The 19550-nt window shown below is 44.7% G+C and carries 16 protein-coding genes; 12 read left to right on the forward strand and 4 right to left on the reverse strand.

All coding sequences use genetic code 11. The features are described from left to right. The first annotated feature begins 95 nt into the window (after positions 1–95). From OCV19_RS04320 to OCV19_RS04335, 4 genes are all read left to right on the forward strand, one after another. Positions 96–3479, forward strand: coding sequence for a helix-turn-helix domain-containing protein (locus OCV19_RS04320; RefSeq protein WP_065675894.1), 3384 nt, complete (start codon positions 96–98; stop codon positions 3477–3479). Positions 3480–4108: 629 nt separating this feature from the next. After that, entirely contained in the window at positions 4109–4330 is a 222-nt protein-coding gene (locus tag OCV19_RS04325; RefSeq protein ID WP_004734203.1) for a FeoA family protein, read from the forward strand. After that, positions 4331–6604 carry a Fe(2+) transporter permease subunit FeoB gene (gene feoB / locus OCV19_RS04330; RefSeq protein ID WP_065675895.1) on the forward strand — a complete coding sequence of 758 codons (2274 nt, stop codon included), beginning with the start codon at positions 4331–4333 and terminating at the stop codon, positions 6602–6604. It abuts the gene before it with no gap. After that, complete coding sequence (locus OCV19_RS04335; RefSeq protein ID WP_017061938.1) at positions 6601–6831, forward strand: FeoC-like transcriptional regulator; 231 nt, start codon at positions 6601–6603, stop codon at positions 6829–6831. The genes feoB and OCV19_RS04335 overlap by 4 nt, the downstream gene beginning before the upstream one ends. Before the next feature lie 133 nt (positions 6832–6964). Here the strand turns inward: OCV19_RS04335 and OCV19_RS04340 are convergent, their stop codons facing one another. Next, positions 6965–7393, reverse strand: coding sequence for an HIT family protein (locus OCV19_RS04340; RefSeq protein WP_017061937.1), 429 nt, complete (start codon positions 7391–7393; stop codon positions 6965–6967). 397 nt (positions 7394–7790) lie between these two features. Beyond that, positions 7791–9524 carry an arginine--tRNA ligase gene (gene argS / locus OCV19_RS04345; protein WP_017062384.1) on the reverse strand — a complete coding sequence of 578 codons (1734 nt, stop codon included), beginning with the start codon at positions 9522–9524 and terminating at the stop codon, positions 7791–7793. A 347-nt stretch (positions 9525–9871) separates the two neighbouring features. On the opposite strand from argS, the gene OCV19_RS04350 reads away from it, so the two are divergent. Beyond that, entirely contained in the window at positions 9872–10468 is a 597-nt protein-coding gene (locus tag OCV19_RS04350; RefSeq protein WP_065675896.1) for a VOC family protein, read from the forward strand. Positions 10469–10692: 224 nt separating this feature from the next. On the opposite strand, the gene purU is transcribed toward OCV19_RS04350, so the two are convergent. Both purU and OCV19_RS04360 read right to left on the reverse strand, forming a co-directional pair. Further along, the gene (gene purU / locus OCV19_RS04355) at positions 10693–11526 is read right to left on the reverse strand and encodes a formyltetrahydrofolate deformylase (RefSeq protein ID WP_065675897.1); all 834 of its coding nucleotides are present in this window, start codon (positions 11524–11526) and stop codon (positions 10693–10695) included. A gap of 332 nt (positions 11527–11858) precedes the next feature. Then, a protein-coding gene (locus tag OCV19_RS04360) for an IS5 family transposase (protein ID WP_261875687.1) occupies positions 11859–12619 on the reverse strand; the annotation gives its coding sequence in 2 pieces (ribosomal slippage) (positions 11859–12355 and positions 12355–12619; 762 coding nt in all). A gap of 37 nt (positions 12620–12656) precedes the next feature. Between OCV19_RS04360 and OCV19_RS04365 the strand changes: the two genes are divergently transcribed. The 7 genes from OCV19_RS04365 to fadD all read left to right on the forward strand — a co-directional run bounded on the left by OCV19_RS04365 (position 12657) and on the right by fadD (position 19418). Further along, entirely contained in the window at positions 12657–12893 is a 237-nt protein-coding gene (locus OCV19_RS04365; RefSeq protein ID WP_065676601.1) for a hypothetical protein, read from the forward strand. 159 nt (positions 12894–13052) lie between these two features. Continuing rightward, positions 13053–14981, forward strand: coding sequence for an ATP-dependent DNA helicase (locus OCV19_RS04370; RefSeq protein ID WP_065676586.1), 1929 nt, complete (start codon positions 13053–13055; stop codon positions 14979–14981). A gap of 59 nt (positions 14982–15040) precedes the next feature. Further along, on the forward strand, positions 15041–15742 hold the full coding sequence (gene tsaB / locus OCV19_RS04375) for a tRNA (adenosine(37)-N6)-threonylcarbamoyltransferase complex dimerization subunit type 1 TsaB (RefSeq protein WP_065676587.1): 702 nt from the start codon (positions 15041–15043) through the stop codon (positions 15740–15742). 72 nt (positions 15743–15814) lie between these two features. Further along, the gene (locus tag OCV19_RS04380; protein ID WP_017062378.1) at positions 15815–16120 is read left to right on the forward strand and encodes a hypothetical protein; all 306 of its coding nucleotides are present in this window, start codon (positions 15815–15817) and stop codon (positions 16118–16120) included. A gap of 35 nt (positions 16121–16155) precedes the next feature. Then, positions 16156–16716 (forward strand): Slp family lipoprotein, encoded by a 561-nt coding sequence (locus OCV19_RS04385; protein ID WP_065676588.1) that lies wholly within the window; start codon positions 16156–16158, stop codon positions 16714–16716. 49 nt (positions 16717–16765) lie between these two features. Beyond that, positions 16766–17617 (forward strand): alpha/beta fold hydrolase, encoded by an 852-nt coding sequence (locus OCV19_RS04390; protein WP_065676589.1) that lies wholly within the window; start codon positions 16766–16768, stop codon positions 17615–17617. 106 nt (positions 17618–17723) lie between these two features. After that, positions 17724–19418 carry a long-chain-fatty-acid--CoA ligase FadD gene (gene fadD / locus OCV19_RS04395; RefSeq protein WP_065676590.1) on the forward strand — a complete coding sequence of 565 codons (1695 nt, stop codon included), beginning with the start codon at positions 17724–17726 and terminating at the stop codon, positions 19416–19418. Positions 19419–19550 lie beyond the last annotated feature (132 nt).

Genomic DNA, 19550 nt, shown 5'->3' on the forward strand with positions numbered 1-19550 from the left:
ATAATAATCACAAAAAAACTCAGTTTTTGGTTCAGCAACGATAAGACGTTGTGGTGCCCAAAATTTCATGCGTTGTTGCTGTTCAGGATTAAGAGTTGTATCGAATTATCTTTAAAATGTTCATGTTAATGAGCATTTCATTTAGCGTTCTAGCGGTAAATACATCACCCTCCGTTTTCTATCCTTTGCCCGTTCAAGCGCAAGGGAATTTTCTTGCGGCTAAAAACTTGTACCTAGGTGCTGGAGGTGGGCTTTGGGTTCATGATGTGCATGGAAAAATACTTTTTTACGATGGCCGAACCTTATTTCCTCGCAAAGGTAGCTTGCTGCAATTTTCTTCAGAAAGAGTCGCGTTTCTTAATGATGAGTTTTGGACATTTTTCGACAACGAGGTGTATCGACATAGCCCAGGAATTGGCAATGAATTGGCGTTTAGCCTAAGTCCCGGCGCTGAAATAACGAATATCGGTGCATCAGGCGATTATATTTGGGTCACTGACGGCAGCAATTTTTATACCTACAACACTCAATCTTTAGAATTCAACACGTACTCTTTACTGAAATTGTACCGATACAATAACAGTAGTGACATTGCGATTAACGATGCGGAGTGGGTGCTGTCAAAGTGGGTACTGGCGACCAGTTCAGGCGTTTACCTTTCAGAGAATCAAGAGTTTACCCATGTCACCGCATCAAACAAGAGCCATATTGAGACGGTTTATTTTTCGAATGCTCGACGTGAGTTAGTGATTGGTACCTTAAATGGTGCTGTGATTGTTGATCTCGCTAACCCAGATAAAGAGACCATCGTTAAAGGGTCGCATGTTCTCTCGTTGGCCGAAACTTCGGACCAGTATTGGATTGGTACAGAGCACGGCCTTATTAGCTACAATTTTATTACGGGACAAATTACTCGATTCAAACAAGCCGCCAATCAAGACTTCTCGTTACCGGGTGAGAAAATATATTCATTGATCAATGACCATGCTGGTGGCATGTGGATTGCGACAAACAACGGTATCCGATATTTCTCACTGTTCAGCAAAACTTTTTCGAGAACGCCCCTAACTGGTATGGGCATGCATTCGAGTAGTGTGGTGATCAACAAAGTACTGCCTGTCAGTGACCAGTTATCTTGGGTCGCGTCTTCAATGGGGCTCTACTTGGTTGATTCTGAAAGTGAAGAGAATCCAATTCGTGTTTACTCTAATTCCGTTAATGATTTTGAGATTTTTGGCTCGTCAATTTGGTTGGCGACCGAAGAAGGCATCATTAGTCTAAATACGGAAACGCTACAACCTGAAGCCCTTGATTTACCAAGGCCGATTAAGGGAGTACACGTTGAAAACTTTGCGCTTCAGGCAGACAACGTACTTTGGATGACTTCTGGGCAAAACCTTTATTCGTTATCTATCGAAACCATGAAACTAACGAGCTATGGCACTGACTGGTTAGTCGACAAGTTTTTGCCTGCGAAGATCACTGATCTCAATATAGGCTTGCTCGGTCGTATCTATATAGGCACTGACCATGGCTTCTACTCGTTCATTGATAAACGAATTAGTTTTAGTCGTTCCAGCGAGCGTTTTGGCAAAGTCGTCGATATTGAAAAAGCGAAGGATGGAGCGCAGTGGTTTGCTAGTAGTTATGGCGTGTATCGAATCCCGGATGACAGCTCTATTATTCAAGAAATCACTCTTGTTGAAGACAATATTAGACCTAACTGCCTGATAAGCGATGACAATGGTGTTTGGTTAGGCTCTTCGAAAGGCATCAGTTATTACGGGTTGGATGGGCAGCTGCATAAACACATCGGTTCGCCATTTGGTTTGATCACCAATGAATTGGCGGCAGGAGCGTGTGCTCTGTTTTACAGTGAAGAGAGCCAACCTTCGAGGCTTGTTTTCGGCTCAAAGTATGGCGTAGTCAGCGCGTTGTCTAACGAGTTACTGGTATCAACCACACCTCATAGCCGTGCCTTGTTGAGTAAGATAAGTGTCGACCAACAAACGATGTCACTTGGCGGGAAAACGGCTGAACTGGATGAGATTCCTTATGGCTCATCGATGGGGTTTAAGCTAGGTATCTTGCCAGCAACGTTCGCACCAGCGATGGAATATCGACTGAGCGACGATGAACCATGGAGTGAGTTTGAAGGGGGCTTGTTAACGCTCGACCATCTTCTTCCTGGGGATTACACACTTGAAGTGAAGCCGGTCAAGGACTCCCATTATCGCTTTGTGTCAACCAATCAAAGCTTCTCGATTGCGGAGCCTTGGTATCTGACCAATTGGGCTGCAGCAAGCTCTCTGATGTTACTGATTGGCGTTGTGACTATCTTGGTCTTTTGGCGTTCTCGTTATGTCACTTTTGCCAACCGGCACTTAAAAGCGCAAGTTGCATTGAAGACGGATCAATTGAGGCACCAAAGCCGGATATTGCTCGCGACTAATCAACAGCTTAAAAAGCAGCTATCCGTTAAGAATGCGCTTGTGTCTCATACTGCCAATGAACTCTCTTCTGAAGTGAATCAGATTGCTGCGATGATCCCGAATTGGAATGAAGAGCACGGGAAGTCGCCAATTCTAACCTTGAAAAATGGCTTAGCCCAATTGAGCAATAATCCTCAAGGGAAAGGGCAAGTTTGTTACGATATAATTTTAATCTTAGAAGCGGTACTCAAAGCTTGGCAGGACGACTTAGCGAAAGCTGGTATTGAACTGGATATTAAAGTCGAAACAAAACAACGATATGTCTCGTTGCTGTATTTTAATCTCGATATTATCTTCAATAGCTTGGTTGGGAGCATCATCAAGAGAAACTTTAAGTCGCAGAGTATGGTGGTTCTGGTTGAAGAGGTTAAGGAGCATCTTGTTGTAACCATTCGAGATCATGGGATGCCTTTCCCTAAGCTGGCATCAAGCATGGGTGACAATACCGGAAAGTCGACCGACCTTAACATCGAAAAGCTGCCGCTATTGATGAATCAGAGCGGTGGCGAGCTTAATGCCTTTGTTTCGGAGTCTCAAAATAAGGTTCAGCTTTCGTGGCCAATTGAGTACCAAGTGCTCGATAATCTTGAAGCCAGCACAATTGAACAGATTGAAACCATTAAGCTTGCCGCTTCAGCGCCAGAACAGCAAAAACTGACAGCGGAGCAAGAATGGAAGAACAGAGTGTCGCAGCTTGTGAGTGAAAACTACGCTGATGCCGAGTTCAGTACTGCAACTGCCGCTAAGTATTTGTTTATGTCTGAGAGAAGCTTACAGAGACGCTTTAAATCGGCTTACAACAAGACCTTTAAAGAGCACTTGAATGAAGTACGTCTAGAGCATGCGTGTGAGCGCTTACTTGCTGGAGAGAAGATCTCTAATGTGGCGTTTGATTCGGGGTTCAATGACCCTTCCTATTTCAGTCAAAGGTTTAAGCACCACTTTGGCATGTCACCATCTAAGTTTGCTGAAAACAACGAAGAGTAGCAGTAGCGCGCAGCGGATACTCCGCTAGAACATAAATAAAGATACTCTAGCCTCGACATTCGTGTTGGGGCTTTTTTACGCTCATATGAGATAGAGATAGAGATAGAGATAGAGATAGAGATAGAGATAGAGATAGAGATAGAGATAAAAAGGGTTAGGGCTGCAGTAAGTTTGCTAGGGGTATAACGAGGAAGAAAAAAATATCGTGGCATAGCCGGGGGGACTATACCACGGGTGCCAATGACACCTTCGCTTGCTGCCGGAGTGATATAGCAAAGCCATATCACCTCTGGAATAAAATTAAAGAGAAGTAGTTTCTCTTCGATGGAGTAACTATACGTCCAGCCACTTATTTTACTTATAAAATTAACGACAGATACCTATGAGAAAACCGACATTATTTTAACTAATTGATAATTAATGGTTTGTTGTTGTCTGGGAGGATTTGTACTAGTGAGGTAGTTCTTGCTAGTTGTTGAAAGTAACGTTTTTGACGTAAACGTTTTTAACGAAATTTACGAGTATGTATTTTCGAAAACATTGATTTCACACAATAGAATTGTGGGCATGTATGTGTATTATAGCGTTAATAACAATCTTTCTCATTATCAGTCACGAATTGGGTACTTATGAAACTCTCACAACTAGAGCAAGGAAAGGCGGCTTCTATTGTTGCACTAACAGGTTTAACACCAGACGTAAGGAAAAAACTTATGGTCATGGGTATGTTGCCAAAAACCGAGGTGACGCTTATCCGCCGTGCACCTATGGGTGATCCGCTTCAAGTTGAAGTGAGAGGTGTTTCTATCGCCATTCGTGAAAGCATTGCAGAACAAATCGAGGTTATCTAAATGGATTATCAAGTTCTTACCGTTGGTAACCCGAATAGTGGTAAAACAACACTGTTCAACGCACTGACTGGTGCCAAGCAGCACGTTGGTAACTGGGTTGGTGTAACTGTTGAAAAGAAGACGGGTTTATACTCGCACGCAGGTGATCAGTTTCAACTAACGGATTTACCGGGTATCTACGCATTAGACAGTGGTAATGATGCGAACAGCATCGATGAATCTATCGCGTCTCGCGCTGTTTTAACTCACCCAGCAGATGTGATCATCAATGTTGTCGACGCTAGCTGTCTAGAACGAAGCTTATACATGACATTACAACTACGTGAGTTGGGTCGCCCAATGATCGTTGTGTTGAACAAAATGGATGTATTGAAGCGCGAACGTCAGGTGATTAACCTTAAAGCGCTAGAGAAAGAGCTAGGTTGCCCAGTTCTAAGCTTGTCTGCAAACGACAAAGGTCAAGTGGTTCGCTTTAAAGAACGCCTGCATAAACTGCTTGTTCAAGGTGTGAGTCTTGACCCTATCTCTATTGATTACGATGTCGCGTTAGAAGCTCTTATCCCTTCTGTTGAGTCACAATTTGATGATGCTGACGTATCTCACCGAGCACTAGCGATTCGCGCTTTAGAAAATGATTACTTGGTATTGAATGGACTGGCTCCACAAACTCGCACTCAAATTGATAGCGTGCGTCTTGGTGCCGATTTCGATATTGACCTTGCTGTTGCTGACGCTAAATACACTTTCTTACATGACCTTTGTAAACGTGTTCGTCGCAGCGAAGGCAAACTAAGCCGTAACTTTACAGAGAAAGCAGACCAATTCATTTTGAACAAATGGGTCGGTATTCCTTTCTTCTTCGTCATCATGTACCTAATGTTCATGTTCTCTATCAATATCGGTAGTGCGTTTATCGACTTCTTTGACATTGGTGTTGGGGCAATATTAGTAGATGGTGGACACCACTTATTAGATGGTCATTTACCCGTTTGGTTAGTTACTGTACTTGCTGATGGTATTGGCGGTGGTATTCAAACAGTTGCGACCTTTATTCCTGTTATCGCAGCGCTTTACCTATTCTTAGCGGTACTAGAAAGTTCAGGCTACATGGCTCGTGCTGCATTCGTACTTGATAAAGTGATGCAGAAGATTGGTTTACCGGGTAAAGCATTTGTCCCACTTGTACTGGGCTTTGGTTGTAACGTGCCTTCAATCATGGCAACTCGTACTCTTGACCAAGAGCGCGAACGTAAACTGGCAGCATCAATGGCGCCGTTTATGTCATGTGGTGCTCGTTTACCGGTATACGCACTGTTCGCAGCGGCGTTCTTCCCTGGTGCAGGACAAAACGTAGTATTCGCTCTGTACATCATGGGTATCGTTGCTTCTGTGTTCACGGGCCTTTTCCTGAAAAACACGATCTACCCAGGTAGCAGCGATAGCTTAGTAATGGAAATGCCAGATTACGAATTGCCGACAGTGCAAAACGTAATGCTGAAAACTTGGCAGAAGCTGAAGCGTTTCGTACTTGGTGCAGGTAAAACAATCGTGATGGTTGTGGCTATTCTTAGCTTCCTAAACTCTCTAGGTATGGACGGCAGCTTTGGTAACGAAGACAGCGAAAACTCAGTACTGTCTAAAGCGGCTCAAGTTGTAACGCCTGTATTCCAACCGATTGGTATCACTGAAGAGAACTGGCCTGCAACGGTTGGTATCATCACGGGTATTTTCGCTAAAGAAGCTGTTGTAGGTACATTAAATAGCCTATACACAACGCCTTCTGATGAAGAAGCGGCTGAGTTTGACTTAGCAGCAAGCTTGCAAGAAGCGGTAATGACGATCCCTGAAAACCTAGCCGGTTTGAGCTACTCAGATCCATTAGGTATTGAAGTTGGCGACTTGTCTGACTCTAATTCTGTAGCAGCTGACCAAGAAGTCGATACATCTATCTTTGGTAACTTGAAAGACAAGTTTGTATCTGGTCATGCGGCATTCGCTTACTTGATTCTTATCCTGCTTTACACGCCTTGTGTGGCAGCGATGGGTGCTTATGTTCGTGAATTTGGTCAGACGTTTGCACGCTTCATCGCGGTTTGGACGATGGCTCTTGGTTACTTTGGTGCGACTTTCTACTACCAAGCGGTAAACTTTGCTGCGCATCCTGTGACAAGTGCAGTATGGATGGTGGCGATTGCTGGTGGTTTTGTGGTGACGTATCACGTCTTCAAGAAAGTGGGCAGTAAGCAGAAAGCACTAGAGGTGCAAGTAGTATGATTTTAACTGAACTTCATCAATACATTGATAGCCACGGCGTTGCGGCTCGTAAAGAGCTCGCTGCAAAGTTTGGCATGAGTGAAGATGGCGTCGATGCGATGCTGAGTGTTTGGGTCAAGAAAGGGAAAGTTTCTCGCTTGGTCGATACGAATAAGCATGGTCATACAACGCGTATTCGCTACACCATCAGCAAACAAGATGGTTTGTCGCTTAACGTGATGATGTAGTTCAGGTCTTCAGACTCTCGTTGAAAAAGGCGAGATTAGAAAATGACAAAGCCGCTTATCTAAGATGAGCGGCTTTTTGTTATGTGTCTTTTCTGAAGTGTTTTGCTTTAAAGCTCAATGAGATGAACTCGAATTATGCTTTCTTGAAGATAGAGCTCAGTGACAGAACGTTTTGGATACGAGTCAGGATAGCGGCTTGATCTTCTTCACTGCGCTGTTCGCCTTTTGTATTGCCCCATACTGGGCCGGGCCAAGCAATGTCGTCTTTGAAGCGTGCAATATGGTGGATGTGCAGTTGTGGCACCATATTACCCAGCGCACCAAGGTTCAATTTGTCTGGTTGGAACGTGGCTTCTAATGCTTGGCTTACCGCCTGAGATTCATGTAGGAACTGCTGTTGCTCTTTCATTGGTAAGTGGTGCAACTCTTTTAGGTTGGCACGTTTTGGTACCAAGATAACCCAAGGCACTGCGTTATCTTTGTGTAGCAGGGCTAAGCTCAGTGGAAATTCGCCGATAAGTGTGGTGTCTTTCGCAAGTTGCGGGTGAAGTTCGAAGCTCATGATCTTTCCAATTAATTGTTTTACATGAGTATAAGGTCGGAGTTTGAATGTGGCTAGGGCTTACGTTCTCAATAAGCAGATTCCCTATCACGTTCGTCCCTCACTGTAGGGAATGATGGTGAGAAGAGGGATAACGATTTGGTGTGGTTTGATGGCGCATCATTGATGTTGTCTTGGATTCACTACACCTATTCTCGTCATCTCCTAGAGCGACGAATGAGCGTAATAGGAGCTCTCTTGCTGTGTAGGTTAGCTAATCGCTTAAATAATCGAGTAAACAAACCTCCAGACAAAAAAAGGTTGACGCTTTCACGTCAACCTTTCTAATTTTCTCGAATCTCGAATCTCGAATCTCGAATCTCGAATCTCGAATCTCGAATCTCGAATCTCGAATCGCTTACATGCGCTCTAGAGTGTCGATACCTAAAAGCGACAGACCTTGCTTGATCGTCTTCGCTGTTAGTGCAGCAAGCTTCAGACGGCTCTGCTTAACAGCTTTGTCTTCAGCAACTAGGATAGGGCACGCTTCGTAGAAGCTAGAGAATTGACCAGCTAGTTCGAATAGGTAGCTACACATGATGTGTGGTTGACCTTCACGAGCAACAGACTGTACTGCTTCTTCAAACTGTAGAAGTTTCGCGATAAGCGCTTTCTCTTTCTCTTCAGTGATTTTGATTTCACCTTCAAGCGAGTCCATAGAAATGCCAGCTTTAGCAAATACAGAAGCAACACGAGTGTATGCGTACTGCATGTATGGTGCTGTGTTGCCTTCGAATGCAAGCATGTTGTCCCAATCGAACACGTAGTCAGTAGTACGGTGCTTAGAAAGGTCTGCGTACTTAACCGCTGCCATAGCAACAGTGTTCGCGATCGCTTTCTTCTCGTCTTCTGCTAGTTCTGGGTTCTTAGATTCGATTAGCTGCGCTGCACGAACTTCGGCTTCATCAAGAAGATCAGCAAGACGAACAGTACCGCCTGCACGAGTCTTGAATGGCTTACCGTCTTTACCTAGCATCATGCCGAATGCGTGGTGTTCAAGAGAAACAGATTCTGGGATGTAACCTGCTTTGCGAACGATAGTCCAAGCTTGCATTAGGTGCTGGTGTTGACGTGAGTCGATGAAGTAAAGAACGCGGTCTGCGCCTAGTTCTTCAAAACGGTATTTTGCACAAGCGATATCAGTGGTTGTGTAAAGGAAGCCGCCGTCACGTTTCTGAATGATAACGCCCATTGGGTCGCCATCTTTGTTTTTGTATTCGTCTAGGAATACAACCTGTGCGCCGTCATCTTCTTTAGCAAGACCTTGCTCTTTTAGGTCAGCAACGATAGTTGGCAGCATGTGGTTGTACATGCTTTCGCCCATTACGTCATCACGTGTTAGAGATACGTTTAGACGATCGTAGTTGCGTTGGTTTTGAATCATTGTTACGTCAACAAGCTTCTTCCACATCTCTGCGCAGAACTCGTCGCCGCTTTGCAGTTTAACAACGTAGCCACGTGCTTTAACTGCGAACTCTTCGTCTTCATCGTAAAGCTTTTTAGATTCACGGTAGAAGCCTTCAAGGTCAGCAAGCTCCATTGAAACTTCGCCAGACTCAGCCTGAACGCGCTCAAGGTTTGCGATAAGCATACCAAATTGAGTACCCCAGTCACCGATGTGGTTAGCACGGATAACGTTGTGGCCTAGGAATTCAAGAGTACGAACTACCGCATCACCGATGATCGTTGAACGTAGGTGACCAACGTGCATCTCTTTCGCAACGTTTGGCGCAGAGTAATCCGCAACAATTGTTTGTGTTTCTGCTACTGCAACACCAAGGCGAGAATCAGCCAATGCTGCGTCTGCTTGTTGTGCTAGGAAAGCTTCATCTAGGAAGATGTTAAGGAAACCTGGGCCTGCGATTTCTACTTTAGAAGCGATACCGTCTAGGTTTAGAACGTCCAATACTTTTTGAGCAAATTCTCGAGGATTAGTGCCTAGTCGCTTAGCAACGCCCATAACGCCGTTTGCTTGGTAGTCACCAAATTGTGGTTTTGCAGATTGGCGAACAGCCGCAGGAGAGCCTGCAGGTGCGCCAGCGGCTTCTAGAGCCTGAGATACTTTGTCATTAATAAGTGCTTGGATATTCACACGCGTTTCCTTCAATTCAAGGATGATAAGAGTGGCCGTTATTTCGAGGTCATTAAATTGGTTAATTATGCGTCTAGTTAACGATTTAATGCCGAAATGAACAACAGACACTGTTTAAGTTCACAAAAATGGCGTTAATCATACCAATTTTGTGGGGTTTCTTATAGGTCGAATTGATAGAAAATTAACATTTCCTGAGTGGTTTTTGACAATCGACTTTTACCAAGACGCGTTTGCATGTTTAAGGAGCGAAAAGAACATACTTATTGAGTATCTTTTGTAAAAGCAACGCTTGTTGCAAAAGGCAAAACTGATAACATGCAGCCATTATTTGGAGAACACAGACAATGATGATGAGCCTGAAGCAAGCTGAACTAGAACCACAACAAATGATCGCCCGCCTTGATACCTTTATGGCAAAAATCGAGAACCTAGGAAATACATTAGGTTTGGATTTAAGCTTTGCTCAAGCGGATCATATTGCGCTGCGAATCAATGACACTGAGTTAGCCAAATCTGCGCATCAAGCGTGGTCTGAGTACGGCTCTACGATTTCAGAAGCGATGATCAATGGTCGTCCAATTGTGGTGTTGGCTTTCGATGACCCCTTGCAAAGCCTTGGTTGGAACATTGAATGTTTGGAACTGCCATATCCAGCAGAAGGTAAGATTTACCCAAGCCAAGATTGGGAACATGTAGAGTTTGTGATTCCGTCTCATGGCCAAACGGCTGATGAGTACTTAGCGGATCTAAAAGAAACTTACCCGCAGTTCGCTGCTAACTTTGAAACGCTGGCTGAGCAAGGCGTTAAGATCAAACTCTCTAGCCCGAAAGGCGAGGGTGAACGCCTGAATAACCCAACGGTTGCATTCAAACATCAAGGGATTTGCATCAAGCTGCATCCACACTCTTTGAAGAAGATTGTGGAGTCAGAGCAGGCATAACCTAAGGTTGTTCAAAGAAGAGATTCCTGATCTTGCCTAGGTTCGTCGGAATGACAGATAGGAGTGGAAAACTCGTCATTCCCGATAGCGACGAAGGAGCGTAGTCGGGAGTCTCTTAAAGTTGGTCTGATCATCAGATACAAAAAACGCGCGATGGGTAAACCCTATTGCGCGTTTTTTATTGGGTTCTAACTGGAAGTCTTACCGGAAATCGAATCCTCGACTTACAGAATCACAGTCTTGTTGCCGTAAACAAACACATGATCATTGATCACCTTGTTTAACGCCTTACTTAATACATTCTTCTCTACGTCACGACCGGCTTGCGCCATGTCTTTCGCGCTGAAGTTGTGATCCACAGGGATAACATCTTGCTTGATGATCGGTCCTTCATCGAGATCATTAGTCACAAAGTGTGCCGTTGCGCCAATGATCTTCACGCCGCGCTCATACGCTTGTTGGTATGGCTTCGCGCCAATAAATGCTGGCAAGAAGCTGTGGTGGATATTGATGATCTTGTGGTTGTACTTTTCAACAAACCCTGGAGTCAGCACTCGCATGTATTTAGCCAAAACAAGGTAATCCGCCTCGTATTGGTCAATCACTTCTAGCATCTTCTTCTCATGTTCTTCACGGTTTAACCCTTCGTGAGAAACATGGTGGTAAGGGATGTCAAAACGCTCGGTTAGGCTTTGTAGAATGTCGTAGTTACCGACAACGGCTGCGATTTCAACGTCTAAGCTGCAATCGAAGTTCTTCATTAGAATGTCGCCAAGACAGTGTGCTTCCTTGGTCACGAGTATAACAACACGCTTGCGAGATGAATCAACAAGCTTACGTTTCGTGTTTTCTGGCAGGGCTTGGTCTAAGTCGGCAAGCAAGGTTTCATCATTGAAATACCCTTCAAGCTCGGTGCGCATAAAGAAGTGGCCACTTGTGTTATCTACGAACTCATTGTTGTGAATAATATTGAGTTGGTGCTTATAACAAATGTTGGTGATCTTAGAGATGAGGCCCGGGGCATCAGTACAATGTGTTAGTAAAGTTTTTCTTTCCATTTGCATCTTACTTCCATGAAATATTTTTATTCTTCAAATTAAATGCAGGCCGTCGAACGGTGAACTGAGCCGCAATATCACCGTTATAATTAATCTATTATCAAGTTGGTTTCAACAAATTCTGCTGTTCGTTTATCGCTTTGATAAATTGTTTGATATGGAAATATCAGTTTTTAGATAGATAAACAGGCAGAAGCTTCATTTTTAAAAGTTTTGACCGTAGTACGCATTTGAACTTCAACCAAGGCATTTACGCCTTGGCCAAAAATAGAGGTGATACTTATGGATAAAGAGTTACTAGGGCGTGTTGATCTTTGCTGTACATTTCGCGTTCAACAATACATCGGTAGCCACATTAACATGAATGCCAGCGATAACATGCTGGCATAATTCCTTTCTAGCTTGTCATATCTACTTGAAATAGCTCGATAATGCTTAATTCTCCCAAAGGCATTTTCGACCAAGTGACGATACTTGTATAAACACCAATCCATACTGTCTTTGTCTATATCTTGTCCGTAATTGCGTTTAGCAATTACCGTTTCTCCGCCACGTTCCTTAACAAAAATACGGAAAGGTTCGCTGTCATATCCTTTATCACAAACGATGGTATTAACTTCATCGAGTTGCTCAACTAAGCTTTCGGCATGCACTATATCGTGGCGTTGTCCCTCTGATAAATCAAAGCAAATCGGCAGGCCACCACTATCTACGGCTAAGTGAATTTTGGTTGAGTTGCCCCCGCGACTTTTTCCTATTTGCTCTGAACTTTCAGTAGCTGCACCTGTACTATGCTGATGTGCTCTAACTATAGAGCCATCAAGAAATACCATTCAAAATCAGCCATGTTAGATAAGCTTTTGAAAAGATTATCTAAAATCCCTTTCTTTGACCAAAGATTAAATCGTCTGTAAACGGTACTCCACTCTCCGAACTCAGAGGGTAGATCTCGCCAAGGAATACCTGTTCTCATTCGATAAAGTATTCCTTCAAATGTCATTCGATGTTCAGTTTTATCGTAAATACGACCTGTACTTTTCATAACTTGGAGTAGCAGTTCCCAGCGAATATCAGTTAGCATTGTTCTTGGCATGGTATTGGTTATGGTTTTACTTTTGGCGAAGCAAATTATAACTCTTTACCATGCTGTTCAAAAAACACTCACGAAAGATCAACACGCCCTAGCCAAAAAACTGTACTGCAAGCGAGTGAATTCATTGGCGAGAGGTACCGAATTAGATGGTCATGTTCTAGATGAAATGTGGGAAAGTAAGACCTCACCAACCGATGCAGCGAAAGCCATACAGCCTGGTGATAACCATTTTGAAGGTGCTCCTTGGCTATCACGTTATCTCAGTCGAAAATAAAACGATTCTCTAATTCCTACTTCTTCAATTCTTACCTTCAAGGTAACTTAAGCCACGTCAAGCCAAACCAAACACCTCCGGTGCGAAGTCATTCTTGATTCGCGCCGGCTCACTAAACCTGCCATAATTCGCCTTCTCTTTTTCTAAACTTCGTACTCTATGATATCTAAAACGTTTTCTGCTGATGGCGCTCTGGGCAAAGCTATCCCTGGGTTTCAACCAAGACAAGCTCAGTTAGACATGGCTGAAGCGGTTTCACAAGCTATTGAAAATCAAAGCCAGTTGGTTGTTGAGGCTGGAACAGGTACTGGTAAGACGTTTGCTTACTTAGTGCCAGCGCTGCTTAGTGGCAAGAAAACCATCATTAGTACGGGGTCTAAAAACCTTCAAGAACAGCTGTTTCACCGAGATTTACCCTTGATGGTCGATGCGCTTGGCTTTTATGGTCAGGTTGCGTTACTCAAAGGGCGTTCAAACTATTTGTGTTTGGACAGGCTCAGCCGTCAAATGATCGAGAGTCATGGCGCTCATACCGACCCAACGGTACTGGCTCAGTTAGTCAAAGTTCGTAGTTGGTCGTCATCCACTCAAACGGGTGATTTGGGCGATTGTGATGATATCGCTGAAGACAGCCCGGTTATCCCGACGATTACCTCGACCAATGATAATTGCTTAGGTAAGGAGTGCCCAAGCTACACTGATTGCTTCGTGCTTAAAGCGCGTAAAAAAGCGATGGACTCTGATGTTGTCGTGGTAAACCACCATTTGTTCTTAGCGGATTTAGCGATTAAAGAGACCGGATTCGGTGAGCTGATTCCTGAAGCCGATGTGTTTATTTTCGATGAAGCGCATCAACTTCCCGATATCGCCAGCCAGTACTTCGGACAATCGGTTTCCAGTCGACAGATCCAAGAGCTAGCCAAAGACATTGAAATCGCTTACCGAACTGAAGCCAAAGACATGCGTCAGCTACAGAAAGTAGGGGATAGGCTCGTTCAATCGTCAGCCGATCTGCGTATTGTGCTTGGTGATACCGGCTTTCGTGGTAACTGGCGCGAAGCCTTGAAATCCGAGTCGATTGCACGCGAATTGGTTCGTTTGCAAGATGCTCTGCAACTTGCGGTTGATGTATTGAAGTTAGCGCTTGGGCGAAGCCAACTGTTAGACACGGCTTTCGAACGCGCAAATATGATTAAGTCGCGTATCGAACGTGTGTGCGATGTGTCGATCACTGGCTATTCGTATTGGTATGACACTACACCGCGCCACTTTGCTTTGCACATCACACCGCTTTCTGTCGCCGATAAATTCCACGAACAGATTGAACTGAAGCCGGGCGCGTGGGTATTTACCTCCGCAACCTTGGCGGTATCGGATGATTTCGACCATTTCACCTCACGCTTGGGACTAAAACCGTCGGCACAGTTTTCACTGCCGAGCCCGTTTGACTATCCGAATCAGGCGCGCTTGTGTGTTCCTCGATATCTTCCTGAACCGAATAGCCCAGGCTTAGCCGATAAGTTAGTAAGAATGCTGACCCCAGTGATTGAGCAAAACCAAGGTCGTTGTTTCTTCTTGTGTACTTCACACAGCATGATGAAAGAGTTGGGGGAGCGATTCCGAGAAACCCTCACGGTTCCCGTTCTATTACAAGGTGAGACAAGTAAGCAAAAAACCTTAGCCGAGTTCATGGAATTGGGTAACGCATTGCTTGTGGCGACAGGTGCTTTCTGGGAGGGGATAGATGTTAGGGGCGACGCATTAAGCTGTGTTATCATCGATAAATTGCCCTTTACGGCCCCTGATGACCCTTTACTTAAGGCTCGAATCGAGGACTGTAAATTAAAAGGGGGTGATCCTTTTGCACAGGTACAGTTGCCAGACGCTGTGATTACCTTGAAACAAGGTGTCGGCCGATTGATACGTGACAAGCGCGATAATGGCGCTTTGATTATTTGCGATAACCGATTGGTGACTCGCGATTACGGTGGCATATTTTTGGCGAGTTTACCGCCTATCCCACGTACCCGTGACTTAGGGGTCATTAAAGAATTCTTAGCTAAAGACCATTCAACCGCTGCTGATTAATTGGCATTGTTGAGTTTAGCCATTATTTTTAGATTAGATAACAGATATTTGAGACACAAATGAGCGCGAAAATTCTTGCAGTAGATACCGCAACTGAAAACTGTTCAGTTGCATTAGTAATGGGTGACCAGGTGTTCGCACGTAGCGAAGAGGCTCCTCGAGACCATACAAAAAAAATTCTACCTATGGTGGATGAAGTACTGAAAGAAGCGAATGTCGCTTTAACCGAGATCGATGCTATCGCATTTGGCCAAGGCCCAGGCAGTTTCACGGGTGTACGTATTGGTATTGGTATTGCTCAAGGCTTAGCTTTTGGTGCTGATTTACCGATGATCGGTGTCTCAACACTGGCAGCGATGGCGCAAGGCAGTTACCGTAAATTTGGTGAAACTCACGTTGCGACAGCGATTGATGCGCGTATGAGTGAAGTATACTGGGCTCGTTACAGCCGTGAAGATGATGGTCGCTGGACTGCGATTGATGCCGAATGTGTCACGCCACCAAGTGAATTGGCGGCGCAGTTAGAAGCGGATTCTGAAACATGGGCGAAAGTCGGTACTGGTTGGGAAGCGTATGCAGAGCACATGGATACACTAGCGATCAACACCAAAGCGTGTGAAGTGCTATTCCCAGAAGCTCAAGATATGGCGTTCCTTGCTCAATTCGCTTATGCAGAAGGTAAAGCGGTTGCAGCAGAAGAGTCTGAGCCAGTTTATCTTCGTGACAAAGTGACTTGGAAGAAACTGCCAGGTCGCGAATAATTTTTACAAGGTTCTGATGCAAATTAGGTCTAAATGCGTATTATTTAGATTTGAGAGGGCAGATATTTAGTCATGGTATCAATTAACAACTTACCTCCTTCTTCGATAGGCAGCACGTCTAAGCCGAATCGAATTAAAAAGAAGGAGCAGGCAAAAAAATCTGATGCCAGCACTGCGGTTGGGCAACCGACTAAGGTGGCTAATGCTGTTTCTCATTCTATTCGTCAAGTTAAAGAGTCTGAACTGCACAAGGCTCAAATCCAGTATGATCTTCCAGAAGGCCGAGGACGTAAGGCTATGGAAGAGTATATGGATGTAATGAATCAGGCGAAGAAAGAAGAACTTGCAAAGCTTATCGGTGTCGACATCTACATCTAGAGCTTCTTATTAATGCCTGTTTAAGGACCAGAACCATGTCAAATTATCTCTCTAAATTACGCTTAATAGCCTTTTCTATTGGTGTCTTGATACTTGCCGGGTGTTCATCACTTCCTAGCGAGCTTGAAGCAAAATCAGAGCCTGTGATTAGCAATTACCAACAATGGGTCGACCAACTACCGGATGCGAAAAGTGTTCGATTAGGTGGCGTTATCTCTAAAGTGACCAACTTGAAAGACAGGACTCGAATCGAAGTCGCTAATATGCCGATTTCGAGTAGCGGTAAGCCAGATCTGGACGCAGAGCCAAGCGGACGTTTTGTTGGTTATATTGAAGGGTATGTTGAGCCTCTAAGTTTTGCAGAAGGCCGTCTGATTACACTGGTTGGTCAGTCAAGCGGAAGTGAAGATGGAAAAATAGGGGAATACCCTTACACCTTCCCTGTAATGAAAGTGGACAATCAACGACTGTGGAACATAACTGAGCGCGTGGTTGTTAACGATTTTGCACCGACCTACTACTCGTGCAGAAGTTTACATTGTCGCAGTTTTCAAACGATGCCAAGACAAGGTCGAGTGATACAAGACGTAGAGTAATTAACTTGATTCGACGTTGATTGCGCAAACAGATGGAACTACATGTTTGATGATTGAAAAGTCATACTCCCTCGCGAGCGGGACGCTTGCAACACAACAGATTGGCAACCCACAAACGACCGCAGCGACGGTCGTTTTTATTCATGGGTGGTTGGATAATTCGTCCAGCTTTAATCAGGTTATGCAGCAAGTCGCCAAGTTTGCGCCCAATGCTCACCTTGTCGCTATCGATCTCTTCGGACACGGCTTCTCGTCGCACAAATCGGGAAGTTACTACCCATTTCATGATTATATTGATGACTTGCATCAGTTGGTGACTAAATTATCGCCAAACAGACTGGTACTGGTAGGACATTCACTTGGTGCATTGATAGCAAGTTGCTATAGTGCCGCCTTTCCTGAAAAGGTGTCAGGATTAATTCAAATTGAAGGTCACGGACCTCTTTCTGAAGCTCCCCACGAAACAGTCTCTCGCTTGAGGGATGGGGTACTCAGTCGTCTTCGACAGCGAAGAAAGCCTTCACGTCCTCTGGCAAGCCTTGAGGATGCTATTAAGCTGAGAGCTCACGCCAACCAAATTAATGCTGAATTAATCGCTCCTATTGTTGAGCGAGGTATTGTCGAGTTCGAGAACTCTTGGCAATGGCGATGCGACCCTAATCTAAAATGTGACTCGTTATATCGAATGTCACAGGCGCACGCTGAAGCGATTATGGTGGCTATTGAATGCCCTCAATTAATAATCCTAGGGAATGATGGATTCCGACATTTGCAGCATAATCGCTACAAATCAGTGCATAGTCCTCTGCATATAGAGACTGTTCCTGGCGGACATCATTGTCATTTAGAGAGCCCAGAGCTAGTTTCAGAGCTAATTCTTGGTGTAGTTAACAAAATTTAAACAAGTGTTTGAGCCTTTTAGTGCTCATGCACTAAAGCTGTGCTGTAATACCGCAATGATAAAAAGCGGCGAAGCAGTCGCCAGCTGATAAACGAGGAGTAACATCGTGGATAAACCTTGGCTTTCACGTTATCCAAGTGACGTACCAGAAACGATCAACCCAGATCAGTACCCATCTCTTGTAGAAATGTTTGAACAGTCGGTACAGAAGTACGCGGACCAACCTGCATTCGAGAACATGGGCTCGATTATGACATTCCGTAAGCTTGAAGAGCGCAGCCGTGCTTTTGCTGCTTACCTGCAGAATGACTTGAAACTGAAGAAGGGCGATCGCGTCGCGCTAATGATGCCAAACCTACTGCAATACCCGATTGCACTATTTGGTGTATTGCGTGCCGGTATGATTGCAGTGAACGTCAACCCACTGTACACACCTCGTGAGCTTGAACATCAACTGAACGATTCTGGTGCAAAGGCGATTGTTATCGTATCTAACTTTGCGAGCACGCTAGAGAAAGTCGTTGATAACACGCCGGTTAAACACGTAGTTCTAACTAGCCTAGGGCAAATGCTGCCACGCGCGAAAGGGACAATTGTCGACTTCGTAGTGAAATACGTAAAAGGCATGGTACCTAAGTATGATCTGCCGGGTGCTATCTCATTCAGAAAAGCGCTGCACAAAGGTCGTCGTCTTCAATATGTGAAGCCGTTCATGGCGGGTGATGACATCGCGTTTCTACAGTACACAGGTGGTACTACGGGTGTAGCGAAGGGCGCAATCCTAACGCACCGCAATATGATTGCGAACGTACTGCAAGCGAAAGGGGCTTACGGTCCTGTTCTGCAAGAAGGTCGCGAGTTGGTTGTAACGGCATTGCCGCTTTACCACGTATTTGCACTGACGGTGAACTGCTTACTGTTTGTTGAGATGGGTGGTCGTAACCTTCTAATCACTAACCCTCGTGACATTCCTGGCTTTATTAAAGAGCTACAAAAGGTTCCGTTTACTGCGATTACCGGTGTAAACACACTGTTTAATGCACTAGTTAATAACGAAGATTTCCACGAGTTGGATTTCAGTAACCTACGCCTATCTGTTGGCGGCGGCATGGCGGTTCAACGCGCTGTTGCTGAGCAATGGAAGAAAGCGACAGGCATTCACCTATTGGAAGGCTATGGCTTAACCGAGTGTTCTCCATTGGTAACAGGTAACCCATACGACCTTAAAGACTACACAGGTGCTATTGGCCTACCTGTACCATCGACAGAAGTTCGTATTATTGATGACGAAGGCAAGGTTATTGCTAATGACCAAGTAGGCGAACTACAAGTTCGTGGCCCTCAAGTGATGCAAGGCTACTGGCAGCGCCCTGAAGCGACTAAAGATGTGATCGATCAAGACGGTTGGTTATCGACAGGTGACATCGTTAAGTTTGATGACGAAGGCTTGTTGTACATCGTAGACCGTAAGAAAGACATGATTCTTGTATCAGGCTTCAACGTCTACCCGAACGAGATTGAAGACGTAGTGGCTCTGCACGGTAAAGTGCTAGAAGTAGCAGCTATCGGCCAGCCTCATGAAGTGTCTGGTGAGTTAGTTAAGATTTACGTGGTTAAGCGTGACCCTAGCCTGACTAAAGAAGACATTATCGCGCACTGTCGTGAGCACCTAACGGGTTACAAGATCCCTAAATTAGTCGAGTTCAGAGATGATCTTCCAAAGACTAACGTAGGTAAGATCTTACGCCGCGTACTGCGTGAAGAAAACGATGCAGAACTTGCGAAACGCGCTAGCGAATAATTAGCCCGTTTACGAGAAAGCACTGCACCATAACCATAGAGGCGCTTAATCTAAGCGAGCGCTGAAAAATGGTGTTAGAATGCCGACAGTTAATGTCGGCATTTTTGTATCCGGCGATCAAATAGAAACCTG

Origin of the sequence: Vibrio celticus (assembly GCF_024347335.1) — a bacterium.
GTDB lineage: Bacteria > Pseudomonadota > Gammaproteobacteria > Enterobacterales > Vibrionaceae > Vibrio > Vibrio celticus.